Source organism: Dietzia kunjamensis (genome assembly GCF_045689975.1).
GTDB lineage: Bacteria > Actinomycetota > Actinomycetes > Mycobacteriales > Mycobacteriaceae > Dietzia > Dietzia kunjamensis.
In genome coordinates this window covers 1,257,307-1,276,571 of the sequence record NZ_CP143297.1, presented here as the reverse complement: position 1 = coordinate 1,276,571, position 19,265 = coordinate 1,257,307, and the positions used below count along the sequence as shown (strand labels likewise).

At 72.3% G+C, this 19,265-nt stretch carries 18 protein-coding genes; 7 read left to right on the top strand and 11 right to left on the bottom strand.

Going from position 1 to position 19,265, the window contains the following annotated elements; all coding sequences use genetic code 11:
* Window positions 1-407: 407 nt before the first annotated feature.
* Together VZF99_RS05970 and VZF99_RS05965 are read right to left on the bottom strand one after the other, a co-directional pair.
* A complete protein-coding gene (locus VZF99_RS05970) occupies window positions 408-824 on the bottom strand; it encodes a DUF3040 domain-containing protein (RefSeq protein WP_120285812.1) in 417 nt (138 codons plus the stop codon).
* 177 nt (window positions 825-1,001) lie between these two features.
* Entirely contained in the window at window positions 1,002-1,406 is a 405-nt protein-coding gene (locus tag VZF99_RS05965; RefSeq protein ID WP_067713753.1) for an SAV_6107 family HEPN domain-containing protein, read from the bottom strand.
* Window positions 1,407-1,498: 92 nt separating this feature from the next.
* Here VZF99_RS05965 and VZF99_RS05960 point away from each other — a divergent pair, with 92 nt between their 5' ends.
* Genes VZF99_RS05960 through VZF99_RS05950 form a run of 3 tightly spaced genes read left to right on the top strand, consistent with a single transcriptional unit; the run spans window position 1,499 to window position 4,394 of the window.
* A complete protein-coding gene (locus tag VZF99_RS05960; protein WP_096907272.1) occupies window positions 1,499-2,086 on the top strand; it encodes an N-acetyltransferase in 588 nt (195 codons plus the stop codon).
* Window positions 2,083-3,669, top strand: a complete 1,587-nt coding sequence (locus tag VZF99_RS05955; RefSeq protein WP_407335889.1) for a phytoene desaturase family protein — start codon at window positions 2,083-2,085, stop codon at window positions 3,667-3,669. The genes VZF99_RS05960 and VZF99_RS05955 overlap by 4 nt, the downstream gene beginning before the upstream one ends.
* Entirely contained in the window at window positions 3,666-4,394 is a 729-nt protein-coding gene (locus VZF99_RS05950) for an LppM family (lipo)protein (protein WP_096905652.1), read from the top strand. Before VZF99_RS05955 ends, VZF99_RS05950 begins: the two co-directional genes overlap by 4 nt.
* 27 nt (window positions 4,395-4,421) lie before the next feature.
* Here the strand turns inward: VZF99_RS05950 and metF are convergent, their stop codons facing one another.
* Window positions 4,422-5,399: a methylenetetrahydrofolate reductase [NAD(P)H] gene (gene metF, locus VZF99_RS05945; protein WP_185951756.1), complete on the bottom strand. Its 978-nt coding sequence runs from the start codon at window positions 5,397-5,399 to the stop codon at window positions 4,422-4,424.
* 96 nt (window positions 5,400-5,495) lie between these two features.
* Between metF and VZF99_RS05940 the strand changes: the two genes are divergently transcribed.
* A complete protein-coding gene (locus VZF99_RS05940; RefSeq protein ID WP_185951755.1) occupies window positions 5,496-6,575 on the top strand; it encodes a polyprenyl synthetase family protein in 1,080 nt (359 codons plus the stop codon).
* A 3-nt stretch (window positions 6,576-6,578) separates the two neighbouring features.
* A complete protein-coding gene (gene mptB, locus VZF99_RS05935; protein WP_407335888.1) occupies window positions 6,579-8,171 on the top strand; it encodes a polyprenol phosphomannose-dependent alpha 1,6 mannosyltransferase MptB in 1,593 nt (530 codons plus the stop codon).
* Here mptB and VZF99_RS05930 read toward each other — a convergent pair.
* A complete protein-coding gene (locus VZF99_RS05930) occupies window positions 8,140-8,508 on the bottom strand; it encodes an Rv2175c family DNA-binding protein (protein WP_067713740.1) in 369 nt (122 codons plus the stop codon). The two genes, mptB and VZF99_RS05930, sit on opposite strands and share 32 nt — an antisense overlap.
* 131 nt (window positions 8,509-8,639) lie before the next feature.
* Between VZF99_RS05930 and pknB the strand changes: the two genes are divergently transcribed.
* Window positions 8,640-10,862 (top strand): Stk1 family PASTA domain-containing Ser/Thr kinase, encoded by a 2,223-nt coding sequence (gene pknB / locus VZF99_RS05925; RefSeq protein ID WP_244294375.1) that lies wholly within the window; start codon window positions 8,640-8,642, stop codon window positions 10,860-10,862.
* Window positions 10,863-10,903: 41 nt separating this feature from the next.
* On the opposite strand, the gene VZF99_RS05920 is transcribed toward pknB, so the two are convergent.
* The 5 genes from VZF99_RS05920 to VZF99_RS05900 are packed head-to-tail and all read right to left on the bottom strand — an operon-like array spanning window position 10,904 to window position 14,981.
* Window positions 10,904-12,310 carry a class II 3-deoxy-7-phosphoheptulonate synthase gene (locus tag VZF99_RS05920; RefSeq protein WP_185951753.1) on the bottom strand — a complete coding sequence of 469 codons (1,407 nt, stop codon included), beginning with the start codon at window positions 12,308-12,310 and terminating at the stop codon, window positions 10,904-10,906.
* A 36-nt stretch (window positions 12,311-12,346) separates the two neighbouring features.
* Window positions 12,347-12,844, bottom strand: a complete 498-nt coding sequence (locus tag VZF99_RS05915; RefSeq protein WP_120285807.1) for a polyadenylate-specific 3'-exoribonuclease AS — start codon at window positions 12,842-12,844, stop codon at window positions 12,347-12,349.
* Between the two features lie 6 nt (window positions 12,845-12,850).
* The gene (locus VZF99_RS05910) at window positions 12,851-13,591 is read right to left on the bottom strand and encodes a 1-acyl-sn-glycerol-3-phosphate acyltransferase (RefSeq protein WP_120285806.1); all 741 of its coding nucleotides are present in this window, start codon (window positions 13,589-13,591) and stop codon (window positions 12,851-12,853) included.
* Between the two features lie 44 nt (window positions 13,592-13,635).
* Window positions 13,636-14,523 (bottom strand): hypothetical protein, encoded by an 888-nt coding sequence (locus VZF99_RS05905; RefSeq protein ID WP_185951752.1) that lies wholly within the window; start codon window positions 14,521-14,523, stop codon window positions 13,636-13,638.
* Complete coding sequence (locus tag VZF99_RS05900) at window positions 14,520-14,981, bottom strand: SRPBCC family protein (protein ID WP_407335887.1); 462 nt, start codon at window positions 14,979-14,981, stop codon at window positions 14,520-14,522. The genes VZF99_RS05905 and VZF99_RS05900 overlap by 4 nt, the downstream gene beginning before the upstream one ends.
* Window positions 14,982-15,122: 141 nt before the next feature.
* Here VZF99_RS05900 and VZF99_RS05895 point away from each other — a divergent pair, with 141 nt between their 5' ends.
* On the top strand, window positions 15,123-16,922 hold the full coding sequence (locus tag VZF99_RS05895) for an AMP-dependent synthetase/ligase (protein ID WP_407335886.1): 1,800 nt from the start codon (window positions 15,123-15,125) through the stop codon (window positions 16,920-16,922).
* A gap of 34 nt (window positions 16,923-16,956) precedes the next feature.
* Here VZF99_RS05895 and VZF99_RS05890 read toward each other — a convergent pair whose 3' ends face one another.
* Both VZF99_RS05890 and VZF99_RS05885 read right to left on the bottom strand, forming a co-directional pair.
* The gene (locus tag VZF99_RS05890; protein WP_407335885.1) at window positions 16,957-18,090 is read right to left on the bottom strand and encodes a glycosyltransferase family 4 protein; all 1,134 of its coding nucleotides are present in this window, start codon (window positions 18,088-18,090) and stop codon (window positions 16,957-16,959) included.
* A gap of 136 nt (window positions 18,091-18,226) precedes the next feature.
* The gene (locus VZF99_RS05885; RefSeq protein WP_407335884.1) at window positions 18,227-19,150 is read right to left on the bottom strand and encodes an NlpC/P60 family protein; all 924 of its coding nucleotides are present in this window, start codon (window positions 19,148-19,150) and stop codon (window positions 18,227-18,229) included.
* Window positions 19,151-19,265 lie beyond the last annotated feature (115 nt).

The window sequence follows — 19,265 nt, the reverse complement described above, 5'->3', positions numbered from 1 at the left end:
CCCACAACGCCCCACAAACAAGGCCTGCGCCCCACTTCGCCCCACCGCCTCACATCACCGCAGTTCAGTGGCCATGGGGACCCTGCCGTCGCCGTCCCGACACCGGATCAACAGCCCGGAGGGAGCCCACTTCCGCGAGTCTTTTGGGACTCATGTGACTTGAGACGGCTCACGTGGCAGCCGAGCCGGCCCCTGTGGGGAGATGTGGGGAGGAGGGGTGGGGCGTGGTGGGGAGCACGGGTGGGGCGTGGTGGGGAGGAAGGACGGAGCGCCGGCATCTCGGCGGGGACGGACGTTCCGGGTCGCGATGGGCTCTGGGCTGCCGGCCCGAGAGCGTCAGACAAATGGACGAAGGGGTGAGCGCGTGTGCGCTCACCCCTTCGTCGAAAGGCCGTGGGACGGGCCGGTCAGGGCTCCTGGTCGAACCGTCGGCGGAAGCGGTCCTCCATGCGGGAGGAGTAGTTCCGCCCGTCGGCGGGCTTGGCCGATGTCCGCCCGGTGCCGCGGACCCGGGGTCCGCCGGTGCCCTTGGCGCCGGCGGCGCCGTGCGACGGCGTGGACCGCAGCGCGAGGACACCCGCCGCGAACATCACCAGGAACCCGACGAGACTCAGTACCGGGAAGCCGCCGGGCTTGAAGTCGAGGGCGAGCCCGCCGATCAGAAGCGCCACACCGAGGATCGCCAGCGCGACCACCAGGCCCGCCGGACGACGAGCACCGGTCGCACCGGTCTTTCGGACAGACGACGCGAACTTCGGGTCGTCGGCGTAGAGCGCGCTCTCGATTTCCTTGAGCATGCGCTGCTCGTGCTCGGACAGGGGCACTTCGACCTCCTTCAGATGCTCGTGACGAACGAGCGCGGCCGGCTCGGTCGGTTCGCACCAACCGTGGATGGGGATCAGCCGGTCAGGGTTCCCCCCATCATACGAGGGCAACGCGGCGGGTACCACCGGGATTCCCCTCTGAGACCTGAGGATTCCCCCGTCTCACCGCCCGGCTCCTCAGGCGGCGGGGCCGAGGACCCCCAACCGCTCGTCCACCAGGTCGAGAAACCGTCCTACCGCCCACAGGAAATCGTCCGCCATCCGATCCGAGACCGTACGCGGGAGCCCGTCCTCGACCGCCGCCGCCAGAGCGGAGTACCCACTGAAGGCGGTCGCCCACCGCTCCAGCTCCGGCACCTCCGCCGCGAGCCGGTGCCAGACGTCCGCGGGACCGCGCCGCCGCGGCCCGGGGGCCAGCAGGGCCCCGGCCGCGTACCTCGCGGCGCGGTACGACTCGAGGAACCGCTCGGAGGGAGCAGCGGCGGCGATCGCGCGCCCACGGTGCAGCTCCGCACGGCTCGCCCGTCCGAGGGTTCCCACCGCTCCCCCGCCGGCCGTCCGCATCCTGTTCCTGGTGTCCATCTCCCCTGCACCTCCCCTTCTGCGCGCACGGTATCGCCGGGGTACGACACATCCGGACGCCCCGTATCCGCGCCCGTGATCAAATGGGGTGGATGGACACTGTGATCACCCGGCTCGACGCAGCCGACTTCCGAGACCGACTGCCCGAGGCTCTGGGGGTCTACGTCGACGCCATGGGCTACCCGCCGCAGGTGGTCCGCTCCCGGGCCGCGGCGTGGATGGAGCACAGCTACCGGGACGGCTGGTCGGGTGTGGCCGCGTTCGAGGCCCCGCGCCGACGCCTGCTCGGTCAGACCCGGGGGCAGCTCGTCGCCATCTGCTACGGCTATCACGGCGCTCCCGGGCAGTGGTGGTACGACCAGGTCTCCCGGGGACTGCGGGACCGGGACCGTGAGCTCCCGCCCGACTACGTGGAACTGACCGAGCTGCACGTCTCGCCGGGACTGCAGGGGCGCGGCATCGGCGCGACCCTCGTCAGGACGTTCCTGGCCGACCGGCCGGAGAGCACGGTGCTGCTGTCGACCCCGGAGGTCGACGGCGAGGACAACGCGGCCTGGCGCCTGTACCGGTCGTTGGGGTTCACCGATGTGCTGCGTTCGTATCGGTTCCAGGGGGACGCGAGACCGTTCGCCGTCCTGGCCCGATCGCTACCGCTCGCCGGGAACGGAGATCGGACATGACCCCCCGGCATGACGTGGTGGTGGTCGGCTCCGGCCACAACGGACTGGTGTGCGCCGCCTTTCTCGCCCGCGCCGGGCTCGACGTGCACGTGGTCGAACGGGACACGGTGATCGGCGGCGCCACGTCGACGGTCGAACGGTACCCGGGCCACCGCACCGACCGCGGGTCCTCGGCACATCTGATGATCCGCCACACCGGGATCCCGGAAGAGCTCGGGCTGGAGGCCCACGGACTGCGCTACGTGGACTGCGACCCGTGGGGCTTCGCGCCCGCCCCGCCGGGATCCGACGCGCCACCGATCGTCTTCCACCGTGACCTCGACGCCACGTGCGCCAGCATCGCCGCGGCCTGCGGTGAGGCCGACGCCGGCGCGTACCGGGAGTTCGTCCGCCGGTGGGACGTCCTGGCGGGACGGATGATGAAGGGGTTCGCGGTCCGCCCCACCGCCCCGGGTCTCGGTTCGGCGTTCCTCGGGGCCGACGACCTGCGCGATCCGTTCGGCGCGGTCCAGACCTTCCTGTCCTCCGGTGACGCGCTGCTGGACGCGATGTTCACCTCGGAGCGCCTCAAGGCGGCACTGTCGTGGTTCGGCGCGCAGTCGGGACCGCCGATGTCCCACCCCGCCACAGCCCCCATGATCGGGTTCGCCGCCCTGATGCACCGGATCCCGCCGGGGCGCGCGATCGGCGGTTCGGGCGCGCTCGCGGAGTCCCTCTCGGCCGCCGTCCGGGCGCACGGGGGGACGGTCACCGCAGGTGCCGGGGCCACCTCGATCCGGCGCTCCGGTTCGGGGTGGCGCGTCGACACCGAGGGCGGACGATCCCTGTACTGCTCGGCCGTCGTCGCCGCCTGCCACGTCCACACGACCCTGGACCTCCTCGCCGGCGAACTCCCGGCGGCGACGCTGGACGGGTGGCGGCGGCGGATCAGGCCCGGTTTCGGACTGGGGATGGCCGTCAGACTCGGGACCGATGCACTGCCCACGTATCCCGGCGTACCCACGAGCACCAGCGCCCACGGCCTGCAACTGCTCGTCACGGACCGACGGCACCTCGATCGCCGCTACGGCGTCGCCGCCGCGGGCGGCCTCGACGCCGATCCCGCCGTCCTGGCGATGAGCTTCAGCGCGCTCGACCCCTCGCTGGCTCCGGAGGGCCGCCACGAGCTGACACTGTGGTCACAGTGGCACCCGCGCCACCTGGCCGACGGCCGTGGCTGGTCAGAGGAGGGCGCCGCGGAGGCCGACCGGATCATCGCCGTCGCGGACCGCTTCGCGCCGGGGTTGGCCGACTCGATCGTCCACCGTCACGTCCAGACCCCCGAGGACCTGGAGACCGAACTCGGGCTGATCGGCGGGAACGTCATGCACGTGGAGATGTCCCTCGACCAGATGCTGCCGATGCGTCCCCACCCCGATCTGCGCGGTCACGCCGTGCCCGGGGCCGACGGCGTGTTCCTGGCGGGGGCCTCGACCCACCCCGGTGGCGGTGTGATCGGGACCAGCGGCAGGACGGTGGCACGGCTCGTGACCCGCCGACTCGGCAGGTCGGCGCGGCGACGGCGGGGATCACGGGCACAATGACCGCCGTGACCCCGCCCCATCCGACAGCGAACGCCCCCACGAGCAGTGGCCGCTCCCGACTGCCCCGGCGACTGGCGGGCCTCACGGCCCTGGCCACCCTCCTGGTGCTCCTGTCCGGGTGCCTCCAGCTGAACGCCCAGATGAGCGTCCGCAAGGACGACACCGTCTCCGGCCGGATCCTCGTGGCGGGTGACCAGCCCGCTCAGGCGGCCGCGCTCGACCGGATCACCACGCCGTCCGGGCTCGAGCAGAAGGTGCGCATCACCCCCTACTCAGCGGACGGTTTCACCGGCCGCGAGATCTACTTCACCCAGTTGACGTTCGCGGAGGTCGACACCCTCACCCTCGCGATCGACATCGAGGGGGCACGGCCGTACAGCCTGGGCTTCCGCCGCAGCGGCGACACGGTGTCGTTCAGCGGATCGGTGGACCTGTCCCTGCTGCCCGCCGACCGCGCCGAGACGGCGACCACCCGGGTCGACCTGACCTTCCCCAACCGAATCAAGGAGACCAACGGCACCATCGGGGCCGGCAACTCCGTCAGCTGGTCCCCGGCTCCGGGGTCCATCACGCGGATGCAGGCCTCGTCGTCGTATCCCGACCCGGCCGCACGTGGGTTCGCGGTGTGGATGATCGTCGGGATCGGCGCCGCCCTGCTGGTGTCCATCGGGACGATCCTGGCCGCCCGGACGTCCAGGGCCCGTGCCGACCGGCTGGTGCGCTGACCCGAGCCGCACCCCCACCGGGGCGGATCAGATCCTGCCGGCCGCCACCCCGGGGGCGGGGGCCATCGACAGGTTGGTGAGGACCTCGTGGGTGGCCTTGGAGAAGTTCAGGGTGTTGAAGTGCAGGCACGGGACACCCTCGGCGATCAGACGCTCGCACATGCGGGTGGTGAGATCGATCCCGACCTCACGGACCGCCGCCCGGTTCTCCTCGGGCCCGTCCCCGGCCGCGGTCCGGAGTCGCTCGGCCAGGTCGTCGGGCAGGGCGCAGCCCGAGAGCTCGACCATCCGCTGGACCTGCCGCAGACTCGTGACCGGCATGAGTCCGGGGATGATGGGCTTGGCGCCCTGCTCCGGGTCGGCGGCGACGGCGCGATCCCTCAGGCGCAGGTAGTGCTCCACGTCCCAGAACATCTGGGTGATCGAGTACTCGGCGCCGGCCCGGAGCTTGTTCACCAGGATCTCGGAGTCGTGCTCGAGGTCCCGGGCCCGGTAGTGCCCCTCTGGGAAGGACGCCACCCCGACGTGGAAGTCCCCCACCTCGTGGATCAGACGGACGAGTTCCTCGGCGTAGTGCAACCCCTCGGGGTGAGCCGTCCACTCGCCCAGCGGGTCCCCGGGCGGGTCCCCGCGCAGGGCGAGGATGTTGGACACCCCGACCTCGCCGTACATGCGGATCATGTCGGTGAGCTCGGCGACCGTGTGGTCCACCGCCGTCAGGTGCGCGATCGGCAGCAGGTCGGTCTCGCGGACGAGCCGCTCGACGACCCGGACCGTCCGGTCCCGCGTGGATCCGCCGGCCCCGTAGGTGACCGAGACGAACGCCGCCCCGAGGTCGGAGAACACGGTGGCGGCGCGCCAGAGTCGCTCCTCGGCGGCCTCGTCGCGCGGCGGGTAGAACTCGACGGAGAACGGAACCCTCGGGGTGGTCGACGTCGCGATCCGCTCCACGATGCTCGGGTGCCGGCCGCCGTCCGTCGGGTCGGAGTCGGGTAGCTGGGTCACCCGACCAGGGTAGCCCGACGCGCGCCACGTCCGGCCGCCGCCCGACGACTAGGATCGTCGGCGACGAGGGCGGCCGGACACCGGCGCCCGGAAGGGATGGTGCCCGTGGTCTCGGCGACTCGCCCCGACGACGGAGAACGCGTCCTCGACGCGCTCCGCCGACTCATCGACGGACGGCGCACGCTCGTGGCGGGGGTCGACGAGCGGGTCGACCGCCTGGCCGGCCTGCTCTCCGACTTCGTCCTCGACGGCGGCAAACGGATGCGACCGCGGTTCGCCCTGGCCGGCTGGGCCGCCGCGAGCGACACGGACGCTCCCGCCCCGGACGAGGTCGTCACCGCCTGCGCCGCCCTCGAGCTGATCCAGGCCTGTGCGCTGGTCCACGACGACATCGTGGACGCCTCGGACACCCGGCGAGGCCGCCCCACCGTCCACCGGACGATCGAGGCCGCGCACCGCGACGAGGGCTGGGACGGGGACGCGGCCCGCTACGGCGTCTCCCAGGCCATCCTCGTGGGCGACCTCGCGCTGACGTGGGCCGACGAGATGTTCGTGTCCTCCGGGGTGCCTCCCGAGGCCCTGGCCCGCGCGTTGGGTCCCTGGTACGCCATGAAGACAGAGGTCCTGTCGGGGCAGATGCTCGACATCCTCGCCGAGGCCTCGGGCGCCACCGACGAGCTCACCCCGGCCCGGGTGAACCGCTTCAAGACCGCGGCCTACACGGTCGAGCGGCCACTGCACATCGGCGCCGAGCTGGCGGGTGCCGGGGCGGAGACCGTCTCGGCCCTGCGGGAGTTCGGGGTGGCCGTGGGCCAGGCGTTCCAGTTGCGGGACGACATGCTGGGCGTGTTCGGCGACCCGGAGGTCACCGGCAAGCCCTCCGGGGACGACCTGCGGGAGGGCAAGCGCACCCTGCTGCTCGCCCGTGCGACCGCCCTCGCCCCCCGCCCGGACGCCGAGTTCCTCCTCGGCGTCCTCGGGACGCAACCCGACGCGGCCACGCTCGAACGCGCGCGCACCATTCTCGTGGAATCCGGTGCCGTGGTCTCGGTGGAGGCCGAGATCGACGCGTTGACCACCCGCGCCCTGGACGCCGTGGCCTCCGACGCGATCAGCGACCACGGGCGGGACACGCTGCGGGCACTGGCGGAGGCCGCGACCCGCAGGCGGGCCTGATCCGTGCAGGGAGCGACCGGACCCCGGCCGGAGACGACCACCTCGTCGTCGTCACCATTGTCGTCATCACCGCCGTCGTCGCCGTCGACCCCGCCGTCGCGGACCCGCCGGGCGACCACCGCGACGATCGCCTCGGCCCGCGCCGCCCTGACCGGCCCCTCCGGTCCGGCACTGTGGCGCGGCGTCCTCGGTTCGGTCCTGCTCACCATCGCCGGTTTCGGCGCGGGCGCCCTGCCCGTGGACGGCGGCGTGGCGGTCGCGGTGGGGCTGCCCGGGTACACGTTCGGCCACGGTGAGGCCCTCGCCCTCATCCTCTGCTGGGCGGGCGTCGCGCTGCTGGTCACCTCGTGGCTCGCGCTCGGCCCCTGGGCGGTCTCGGGCCGCCTCCCCACCAGGGACGCCGCGTGGGCCACGGCCCTGTGGTCGGCGCCACTGCTGCCCGCGGTCCCCCTGTTCAGCCGCGACGCCTGGTCCTACCTGGCGCAGGGCGCCATGGCCGCCGCGGGAGTGGACCCGTACCAGCACGGACCTGAGGCCAACCCCGGCCCCTTCACCGACGAGGTCAGTCCGGACTGGCGGTCCACCGCGACCCCCTACGGCCCGCTGCACCTGTTGCTCATGCGCGTCATCGTGGCGCTGTCCGGCGGCCACCCGGCGGTGGGGATCGTCATCCTCGGGGTGGTGGTGCTCGCCGCACTGGCCGCGCTCGTCGCGCTCGTGGTCGCCCTGGCCCGCCGCGCGGGAGTCGACGCCGGCGCGGCGGTGTGGATGGCGGGCGCCTCCCCGCTGTCCGTGATCCACTTCGCGGGCGGGCTGCACAACGAGATCTTCCCGCTGGTGGCGTGCGTCGGCGCCGTGGTCCTCACGCTCGACCGGCGCTATGCGTGGGCGGGGGCGGCGATCGGGATCGCGGTGGCGTTCAAGGCCACCGCCGTGATCGTCGCGCCGTTCCTGCTGTGGATCGCCCTGGACCGGCGGCGGGCGTCGACCGGGGCGCGGCGTCCCCTCGTCGGCGCCCTCGTCGACACCGGGGCCGCGGCGGGGGCCGCCGCCGTCGCGTTCGCCCTGGCGACCCTCGCCGCGGGCACCGGGTTCGGGTGGCTGGACGCGATCTCCGTCTCCGACCGGGTCATCAACTACCTCAGCGCGCCCACCGCCGCGGCGCACCTGGTCCACGCCGTGGTCGACACCCCCGGATTCGAGGACGTCCTGGCGGTCACCCGCCGCGTCGGACGCGTGGTCCTGGGGGTCACCCTCGTCGTGGTGTGGTGGCTCCACCGGCGTGACACCCGCTCGGCGCTCCGCGGCATCATGGTCGCGCTGCTGGCCTTCGTGGTGCTCAACTCGCTGGCCTGGCCCTGGTATTACGTGTGGGTGGCGGCGTTCTGGGTCGCCGCCCGACCCGGTCGACGCGCCACCACGGCCGCCGTGGCGGTGACCGTCTTCCTCGTGATGGCGATCGGACCCAACGGGTCGACCAGCCTCTACAGCCCCGCGCTCGTCGGGGCGGCCCTCGCGGCAGCCCTCGCCGCGGTCTGGTGGTGGCGGCGCGCGACCGCCGGGGTCAGAACGCCATCGCCTGGGCGCGCCGCATGACCTCGCGGGCGCGGTGACCGTGTAGCGCGTCGGCCGGCCGGCCGGGCAGGCTGTCGTCCTCGGCGAACAGCCACCGCAGGATCTCCTCGTCCCGGTAGCCGCCATCCCTCAGGACCGCGACCAGTCCGGGCAGGAAGCGCACGACCTCGTCGTCGTCATCCAGGAAGGTCGCCGGCACCACCACGATGCCCGCTCGCCGCACGGCGAGCAGGGTCCCGTCGCGCAGGAGATCGTGCACGCGGGTCACGGGGATGCCCAGGCGCTCGGACACCGCGGGAAGGTTGATGGTCTCGACGTCGGCGGGCAGGACGTCGTCGGCGTGCGGAACAGTACTCACGCCACCCAGGTTAGTCCCACGGGCGCGCCCGGGCCCCACCGGCGGTGCCGGCGCGGCCGACGGCGTCGGGCTACGGACCCCGTCCGCTCGGGACGTACCGCGGACGGGACGGGAGGGGCAGAATGGACGACATGAGCACTTACGACGGGAAGCCCCCCGGCCCAGGAACACTGCTCGACGGGCGATACCGGCTCGACGCCGTCATCGCCCGCGGCGGGATGTCCACCGTCCACCTGGCCACCGACGAGCGGCTGGACCGCCACGTCGCCGTCAAGCTGCTCGATCCGACCCTCGCCGGGGACAAGGCGTTCGTGGACCGCTTCACCCTCGAGGCCAGGTCGGTGGCCCGACTGTCGGATTCCGGCATCGTCCAGGTCTTCGACCAGGGCGTCGAGGCCGACACGGCGTTCCTCGTGATGGAACTCGTGCCCGGAGGCACGTTGCGGGAGCTGCTCGACGAGCGTGGCCCCATGCCCCCGTACGCCGCGGCCGCCGTCCTGCGTCCGCTCCTCGGCGCCCTGCGGGAGGCCCACCAGGCCGGGCTGGTGCACCGCGACATCAAGCCCGAGAACGTGTTGATCTCCGGCAGCGGCGCGGTCAAACTCGCCGACTTCGGCCTGGTCCGGGCGGTGGCCGAGTCCCGCGCCACCTCGAGCAGCGTGGTGATGGGCACGGCGGCCTACCTGTCCCCCGAACAGATCTCCGGCGCCGACACCGACGCCCGGTCCGACCTGTACTCCCTCGGCGTTCTCGCCTACGAGATGCTCACCGGGGAGCCACCGTTCAGCGGTGACAACAACATCGCCGTGGCCTACCGTCGCCTCGACACCGACGTGCCGGCCCCGTCCGACCAGTCCGACACCGTGGCCGAGGACCTCGACCACCTGATCCTGCGCGCCACGCGACGCAGCCGTGAGGACCGTTACGCCGACGCCGGCGAGATGCTGCGGGACCTGGACCAGGCCGCCAGGATCGGCCGGTTCCCCGACTATGTCGTCCCGGCACCACGGCAGTCCTCGTGGTCGCGGGCTCGGGCCAACGCCGCGCGGGCGACACCGGGCGGGGAATCGGAGTTCGACGCCGCCGACCGTGAGAGCGGGGAGGCGCTGCGCCGGGGCGACGGGCCGACGCCGACGCGGGTGGACACCATGGTGGCCCCGGCGGCGGCGGATCCCGGGGCGGGAGCGGGGGCCGGTCCCGCTCCTGCGCACTGGCACGGCGCGGGTTCGGGCCACTATCCCCCCGGCGACCTCGAGCCCGCGCCCGACCGGGACGTCATCCGGCCCCGCCGCCAGCGCGGCATGCTGTGGCTCATCGTGGTGCTCGCCGCCGCGATAGGCCTGGCCGTGGCCGGCTGGTGGCTGGGCTCCGGCCGGTTCGTGGAGGTGCCGTCGGTCCAGGGTATGTCGGTGGGGCAGGCGACCGAGGCGGTCAACGCCGTCGGGTTGGCCGCCGCGACCCGCGACGCCTTCAGCAACGACGTCCCCCCGTCCGCGCTGGTGGGCACCGACCCCGCGGCGGGCGAGCGGGTGCCGCGCGGCGACACCGTCGATGTGTTGGTGTCCGTCGGTCGCCCCGTGGTGCCCGAGGTCGGCGCCGACAGGTCGGTGGACGCCGTGTCCGCAGCGCTGCGGGAGAACTCACTGGAACCGGTCCGGGGCGGGAACGAGTACTCGGACTCGGTACCCGTCGGCCAGGTGGTCTCCCTCCAGCCGGGCGCGGGCACGACCGTCGACGTGGGCACCCGGGTGGCCATGGTCACCAGTTCCGGCCCCGCACCCGTCGCCGTCCCCGAGGTCGTGGGCCTGGAGGAGGACCAGGCGCGCGCGGCGCTGGAGGGCGCGGGCCTCACCGTGTCACAGGTCAGACGGGTCTACGACGACGAGGTGGACGGCGGCGTGGCCGTGGGCACCGACCCGGACAGCGGAACCGACGTGTCCCGCGGGGACGGGGTCGTACTGCTCGTCTCCAATGCACTGACCGTGCCGGACCTCCGGGACGTGCCCCTCGACGAGGCGACCGGGATCCTCGAGGACGAGGGGTTCACGATCGTCCGCGAATCGCCCGTGACCGATCGTCAGATCTCCGACGGCCGCGTGGTGCGCACCGACCCGCCGGCCGGGACCCGGCTCGACCCGTCGAACGCGGTGCTGCGGGTCGTCCCGTCGGACGCGGTGACCGTCCCGGTGGTGCTGGGTTCGCGGGCCTCCGACGCGCGTCGGACGCTGCAGGACGCCGGGCTGGAGGCAACCATCGACTCGGGAACGTCGAGGGGGATCGTCTACGGCCAGACCCCGCTGCCCGGCCGGGTGGTGGCCAGGGGCAGCGAGGTCGAGATCGACGCGCTCGGCTAGGACCGGCCGTGCCGCCGGGGGCGCGGCCGGCCCCTACTTCGTCAGCTGCGCAGCATCTCCGCCACGAGGTAGGCGAGCTCGAGCGACTGCTGGGTGTTGAGGCGCGGGTCGCAGGCGGTCTCGTAGCGGCCGGCCAGATCGATGTCCGAGATGTCCTGGGCTCCGCCGAGGCACTCGGTGACGTCCTCACCGGTGAGCTCGATGTGGATGCCACCCGGGTGTGAACCGAGGGCGTGGTGGACCTCGAAGAAGCCCTGGACCTCGTCGATGATCCGGTCGAAATGGCGGGTCTTGTACCCGTTGGACGTCGAGTGGGTGTTGCCGTGCATGGGGTCGCACTGCCAGATGACCTTGTGGCCGGTCGCCTCGACGGCCTGGACGATCGGCGGCAGCGCCTCGCGGACCTTGTCGTTGCCCATCCGGGAGACGAGCGTCAGTCGACCCGGCCGGTTGTGGGGGTCGAGCTTCTCCACGTACTCGACCGCCAACTCGGGTGTGGTGGTGGGGCCGATCTTCAGACCGATCGGGTTCTGGATGAGCGAGGCGAACGCCACGTGGGCGTCGTCGATGCCGCGGGTACGCTCCCCGATCCACAGGAAGTGCGCCGACAGGTCGTACAACCCCTGCTCGGCGTCGCCGGTCAGGCCCGTGCCGTCGTCGGCCAGGCGCAACATGGCCCGCTCGTAGTCCAGGACGAGTGCCTCGTGGGAGGAGAAGATGTCGGCCGAACGCAGGTTCTGGTCCGAGACCCCGCACGCGTCCATGAAGCGCAGGCCGCGGTCCACCTCGGCGGCCAGGGCCTCGTAGCGGGCACCGGCGGGCGAGCCCGCGACGAACTCCATGTTCCATTCGTGGACGCGATGCAGGTCGGCGGTGCCCGACGCCGTGAGGGAACGGACCAGGTTCATCGCCGCGGCCGCGTTGGCGTAGGCACGGACGAGCCGCGAGGCGTCGTGCTCGCGGGCGGCCTCGTCGGGCTCCAGGCCGTTGACCATGTCGCCGCGGTAGGAGAGCAGCCCGGTGCCGTCGCGGTCCGCCGAGCGGGGCTTGGCGTACTGGCCGGCGATCCGGCCGACCTTGACCACGGGCATCGACGCACCGTAGGTCAGCACGACCGACATCTGCAGCAGGGTGCGGATCACGCCCTTGATGTGCGGCTCGGTGTTCGCCTCGAACGTCTCGGCGCAGTCACCGCCCTGGAGCAGGAACGCACGCCCGTGCGCCACGTCGGCGAGGCGATCGGAGAGGTGCTCGACCTCGGAGGCGACGCAGATCGGCGGCACGCTCTCCAACACCTTGCGCATCGCCGCGGCGTGTCCGGGATCCCACGACGGCTGCTGCAGGGCGGGCCGCGAGAGGGCGTCCGCCAGCTGCCGATCCAGGTCCGCGGAGAGCGGCGGGAGGTCGGGAAGTTGCGCGATGTCGACGTCGACTGTCCAGTTGCTCACCCCGGCGACGATACGCCACAACCGGCGGAGCGGGCCTCAGAGACCCAGGTGGAGCGACTTCGCCGCGATGGCGCGGAAGCGCATCGCGGCGTGGCGGGCGTCGGCGAGGGCGTCGTGTTCCCCTCCCGGGTGTGCGGGCAGGTCGGGCTTGCCGGCGGTCTCCCAGAGCTGGCGGACGTCGCGCGTGAACCGGGGCATGGCGGCGGGAAGGGCTGTCATGTCGCCCCACAGCTGGCAGACGGCCACGTGGTCGTACGCCCCGATCCACGCCCACATCTCGACCCCGCCGGTGGGCGGCGCGGTGACGAACTCGTAGAGCTCGTCCCGGATGCGGCTCCGGGACATCCACGCGGACGACGACGGGTTGGGCAGCTTCGGAAGGACGTTGCGCCGCACCCACGGCCCGGCCGCCGAGGCGTCGAAGTCGGTGGACACGGCGTAGAACTCCCGGCCGTCCTCGGCGACGATCCCCACGGAGACCAACTCGATCGTCGTGCCGTCCTCGATGAACTCGCAGTCGTAGAAGTAGCGCACCGGCGATCAGCGCTGTCCCTCGACGGGGTGGTCGAGCAGGTTCCGCCCGGCCTTGCGCACCGCCTCGTAGCGCTTCTTCATCTCGGCGCCATACGTGTCGTGGACGTACTCCTGATTGGTCAGCGCCTGGATCCGCCGCATGAGCTCGTCGGTGATCTCGCGCTCAGCGTCCCGGTCTCCCTCGCGCCCGGCCCACGGGGACAGATCGAGCGGCTCGCCGAGCATGACCCGGATCTCGGTGCGCCGCCCGGGGCGGAACCGGGAGATCCGGCGTATGTACTCGGAGGTCCCGGTCACGCCCACCGGGATGATGGGCACCCGGGCGCGGAGTGCGAGGCGGGCGGGCCCGGTCTTCCCGCGGTACAGACGACCGTCCGGCGAGCGCGTCCCCTCCGGGTAGATGCACAGGATCTCCCCCGATGAGAGGACCTCGAGCCCGGCGTCGAGGGCGGCCTGCGCGGCGTCGGCGTTGGTGCGGTCGATCGGGTGCTGGCCCGAGCCTGCAAAGAACCACCGGCTGAGCATGCCGCGGACACCGGTTCCGGTGAAGTAGTCGCTCTTGGCCAGGAAGGTGACCCGGCGGGGCAGGAGCAGAGGGGTGAACAACCAGTCCGCGACGGACTGGTGGTTGCCGACCAGCAGGGCGCCACCGCGCTCGGGGAAGTGCTCGCGCCCCGTGACGACCCGACGACTCGTCAGACGTAGGAACGGGCCGATGAGCACGTATTTGAACAGGTAGTACAGCAACGGGTCACCGGTCCTCTTGTGATGGCTGTCGACGAATGTTGATACTACCCGGCGCGGTCCGCAGATCCGGACGGTACGAGGTTCGGGGGCCACAGATCCGGGTCGGGCAGGAAGCTGATCACCAGTCGACCCGCGTCGCGCTCGAAGACGGACTGCGTGAGCACACACCGGCGCAGCAGCGGCGGCAGCGCCACCACCGCCCGGAACCCGTCGAACTCCAGGCGGAGCCGGTCCCCCTCGACCGAGACCGGCGCGGACGGGCGGGTCGGGGCCGGGTACTCGACCCGGTATCCGCCCTCGCCGTCGGGCGCCACCACCGGGGTGACGGCGCCGCGGGCCAGAGTCGCCATGGCAGCCGTGGAGCCGGCCGGGGACCCCACCACGATGGTCTCGATCCTCCCGGCGAGGAAGCCGGCCACGTCACCGGCCAGCAGCGCGAGTCTGTGCGCTTCCCGCACCCGCACGTCGGCGCGTCCGCCCGCCGCCATGGAGGCGAAGCGCACATTGGCGGGCCAACGTGATTCCACGAACGCGGCCAGTTCCCCGGCCGCCGCGAGCCGGCGCACCGCGGTCAGGTCCCCGTCGAGCTCGACCACGACGACGTCCCAGTACTCGGACGACGCGGCCCGTCGCGCGTACTCCCACCCGAGCACCGCGGCCAGTGGGGTGTCCCCTCCGGCGGCGAGCGCCGCGAGTACGTCGTCGTCCGGATCGGCGGCGCCGGACCGGTAGGCCTCGAGCCTCGCCGTCGGGTCGTCGACCCGGACCTCGACGGGCCCGTCCTCCGAGACGTCGAGACGGGGGTCGACGGCATCGGGATGGCCGGTCAGGATCAACGCCGTGCAGCCGGGGTCCGCGAGCAGGTCGGCGGTGACGCCCGCGCGGTCCTCGGGATCTCCCCCGAGGACGACGACGACACGAGTTCTGCTCACCGCGACTCCGCCCGGCGTTTGAGTTCCTTCAGTGCGTCGCCCAGGATCCGGCGCTCGGCGCGGCTGCGCAGGCTCCCGATCACCGGGACCGTGAGCTCGATCTCGAGTTCGTAGTCCACACGCGTGCCGCCCTCCACCGGTTCGAGCCGGTAGTAGCCCCGTTGGGCCCTCTGCAACGCCGAGCTCTCGAGCCGCCACTCCAGACCGCGGTCGTCCGCCGACCAGGAGTAGACGAGGACGTACTCGTCGACGATCGCGCCCGCCTCGAGCTCGAACCGCACCCGGTCCGGACGGCCGTCCTGACCGGTGGAGAGCACTTCGGCCGCGCGGATCGACGCGGACCACTCCGGGTACGCGGCGAAGTCGGAGATGACCGTCATGACGTCCTCCACCGGTGCGTCGACCACCGTGGAGTCTCTGGTCGGCCACACCTCGGGGGCGCCGTCGTGCTCGCTCATACCCACAAGCTTCACATATCCGGCTCCGCGATGCGCCCCACCCGCGGCGCCCGGAGGGCAGGCGACGTGACCACCGTGTGGTCCCGGCGATAGTGTGTGTGGTCACCGACATACTCTGAACGTCTCCACCGGGAGGACCCTTTGCGCGAATACGTCGCGGTACCCGCCAACTTCACCGTCCCTGACGACTGGTCCTGCGTTCAGTCGGCATACGACCGCGCGGAGAACACCCCGGAGAACGTGGCGTTCCAGAAGCCCGTCGACGGTCGGTGGACGGACGTCACCAACCGCGAGTTCGCCGAGGAGGTCCGGACGATCGCCCGCGGACTGGTGGCGCTCGGTGTCCGGGCGGGCGATCGGGTCGCCCTCCTCAGCTCCACCCGGTACGAGTGGAATCTCATCGACTTCGCGATCTGGGCCGTCGGCGCGGTCACCGTTCCCGTGTACGACAGCTCCAGCGCCGACCAGATCCACTGGATCATGGAGGACTCCGCGGCCCGGTTGATCATCGTCGAGAACGACACCCACGCCACCACCGCCCGGGAGGGCGTGCAGGGCCTGGAGGTCGCCGACGTCCTGGTGATCGACGGTGCGACCCCGGTCCTGGAGACCCTCGCCTCCGAGGGGGCCTCGGTCGACGTCTCGGTGCTCGACGAGCGCCGGGCCTCGGTCCGCGCCGACTCCCCCGCGACGCTGATCTACACCTCGGGGACCACGGGCCGCCCCAAGGGCGTCATGCTCAGCCACCGCAACTTCATGTCCGAGACGCTCGCCGTGCTCGAGACGCCGTTCAGCGGGATCCTGCGGGACGACGCCACCTCGGTGATGTTCCTGCCCCTGGCCCACGTGTTGGCCCGCGCCATCACCTACGCCGGCTTCCACGCCGGCGTGACCATCGCGCATTCCGCCGACCTGACCAACCTGGTCGAGACGTTCGGCGAGATGAAGCCGCACTACATCCTGGCCGTCCCCCGCGTGTTCCAGAAGGTCTTCAACAAGGCCCAGGCGACCGCGCAGGACGGTGGCGCGGTCAAGGCGTGGATGTTCGACAAGGCCGCGGACACCGCGGTCGCGTACTCCAAGGCCAACCGGGGTGACGGCCGGGTGGGTCCGCTGCTCGGGCTGCGCCACGCGATCTTCTCGAAGTTGGTCTACGCCAAGCTCGTCAACGCGCTCGGTGGGCGTTGCGAGGTCGCCATCTCCGGCGGCGCGGCCCTGGGTGAGCGCCTGACCCACTTCTTCGACGGCATCGGGGTCAACATCTTCGAGGGCTACGGCCTGACGGAGACCTGTGCGGCGATCACGGTCAACACCCCGGGGCGGATGCGGATCGGCAGCGTCGGCCAGCCGTTGCCCGGCTGCGCGGTCCGGATCGCGCAGGACGGTGAGGTCGAGGTGAGCGGGCCCGTCGTCGCCTCCGGCTACTGGCAGAACGAGGAGGCGACCGCCGAGTCCTTCAGCGACGGCTGGTTCCGCACCGGTGACCTGGGTTCGCTGGACGAGGACGGGTACCTGTCGATCACCGGCCGCAAGAAGGAGATCATCGTCACGGCCGGCGGGAAGAACGTGGCTCCCAACCAGCTCGAGGACGCTCTGCGTGCGGACCCGCTCGTGGCGGAGGCGGTGTGCGTGGGCGACGGAAAGCCGTTCGTCTCGGCCCTGCTGACCCTCGACCCGGAGGCCGTCGAACGATGGAAGACCCACCACGACAAGTCCGGCTCGTTGTACGAGTTGCTCAAGGACGCCGACCTGATCGAGCACCTGGACCAGGCGCTGGTGCGGGCGAACCGGAGCGTGTCTCACTCCGAGTCGATCAAGAAGTACCACGTCCTCCCGGACCAGTTCACCGAGGAGACCGGTGAGCTCACCGCGTCCCTGAAGGTCAAGCGCAACGTCGTGCACCAGAAGTACGCCCAGCAGATCGAGTCGCTCTACGCCTGATCGGACTGCGCGTCGGAACGCGTGTTCTCGCGGGTCACTCCCCCGAGAGCACGCGTTCCATGTCCCGGGCCAGGTCCTCCCAGCGCCAGTTCTCCAGCACCCAGGTGCGGCCGCGGACCCCCATGGCCGACGCCCTGGGCCGGTCCTCGAGGAGGCCGGCGACGGCGTCGGCGACCGCGCCCTGTGACGTCCCGTCGACGACGAGACCGGTCCGGCCGTCGCGCACCGTCTCCGGGGCACCGCCGCTCCGGCCCGCCACGACCGGCACCCCGCACGCGGACGCCTCCAGGTAGACGATTCCCAGCCCCTCGACGTCCAGCCCTCCCCCTCGGGTCCTGCACGGCATCGCGAAGACGTCCGCCAGTCGGTGGTGGTCGACGATCTCGTCCGCGGGGACGCGGCCGGTGAAGGCGACCCGGTCGGCCACCCCGAGGCGGCGCGCCAGTCCTTCCAGCGTGCGCCGATAGGGCCCACCGCCGACGACGACGAGGACCGCCCCGGGCACCCGCCGGGCGATCTCCGGCATCGCCCGGATGAGCATGTCCTGGCCCTTCCGCGGCACGAGGCGGGACAGACACACGATCACGTCGCGGTCCGCGAGTCCGTAACGGTCGCGGATCGCCCTTCGCCGTGCGGGATCCGGCCGGAACCTCTCCGTATCGACGCCACCCGGCTGGTGCACCAGGCGGGCGCGGGGGCCGAACGCCGCCGCGAACCGCCTCCGTGTGTAGTCGCTCACGTAGGTGACCGCGTCGGTGGACTCGCCGATCAGTCGCAGGATCTGGCGCGAGCCCGGCAGCATCGACCAGCCGACCTCGTGTCCGTGTGTGCTCGCGATGATGCGGTCCACGGGGCCCTGCCGTAGCACCGGCGCCATGGCGGCGAGGGGGGCGGCGGCCCCGAACCAGATCGTCGTCGCGCCGAAGTCCGAGGCGAGCCTTCGTGCGCGTGCCGCGAGGTCGGGCGTGGGGAGCAACACCTCGGTGGGCACCCTCTCCACCAGATAGGGCTTGGCGGCGTCGTACTCCGCCGATTCGCCACCCCGGAACGTCGAGGCGAGCACCGCGACGTCCGTCGGGTCCAGGTGGCTCAGATACGTCTCCAGGTACGACTGGATCCCGCCCGGGCGCGGCGGGTAGTCGTTGGTGATCAACAGCGTCTTGGTCATCGGCTCCGAGCCTGCCACACAACCCGGCCCGCCTCGGCCCCGCCCGGTGCGTCGTCCTCGTCGGGAAGGGGCGGAGCGCGATCGGGGACGGCCGGTGTCTGCGCGGGGCGGCCGTGCTTGGCCGGGTCGGCCGGGGTCAGTAGCGGCGGATCCCGTGAATCGGCATCGCGTCGACCTGCTCGAGGCGGACCGGCACACCGTAGGTCGGGGCGTGCAGGACCAGACCGTCGCCGGCGTACATCCCGACGTGGGTGGCGCCGGGGAAGTAGATGACGAGGTCACCGGGCCGGATGTCGTTCATCGCCACCGGGGCGCCCGCGACCGCCTGCGCCTGGCTCGCCCGGGGCAGCGCCTTGCCCTTCTGCGCGTACGACCACACCATGAGACCGGAGCAGTCGAACTCGGACGGGCCCGTCGCGCCCCACGAGTAGGGCGCGCCCAGCCGGGAGAGTGCGACTCGGAGCGCCGCGGAATTGACGTCGTCCACCGGCGGGGCAACGTACCCCTCCGGCACCACCGGTCCGCCGATCCAGAGATCGCGTTGTGCGTCCGACAGTGCGTCGACCCGGCGACGGACCTCATCCATCCGTACCCGCATCTCCTCGGTTCGGCGGGCGAGCGCGTCGGTTCGCTCCTGCGCGACGCGGGCCGCGTCCCGGGCCTCGGCCGCGGAACGCGCCGCCTCTTCCCTGAGCTGCACCGCATCCCGGGACGCAGCTCTGGAGGCGTCCAGTGCACTCGTGGTGGCCCCGGACAGTCGGCGCAGCGTGTCGAGCCTGTGGACCAGGTCCCGGGGGCTCTCGGCGAGCACTGCCGCCCGTGTGGCGCCGGTGTCCCCGCCCCGGTACCGCATGGTCGCGAGGTGATCGACGGTGGACTGGTCCCGGCGCGCGGTGCCGTCCGCGAGGGCGGACCGTCCGGCTGCGACCCCGGCGGCCCGTTCGAGGCGGACGCGCTCCCCGTTGGCGCGGTCCAGTTCCCCGCGCGCGAGGTGGAGCTGCTCCCCCAATGCTCCCGCCTCCTCGGACAACCGGGCCAGCTCCGCCAGGTCCTCGCTCATCTCGCCGGGCACCGCTGTGGCGGACGGCGTTGTGGACGGTGCAGTCTGCGACGAAGCGGGGGAAGACGGAGCGGTCGACGACGGAGCGGGAGAAGTCGACACCTGATCAGGCGGG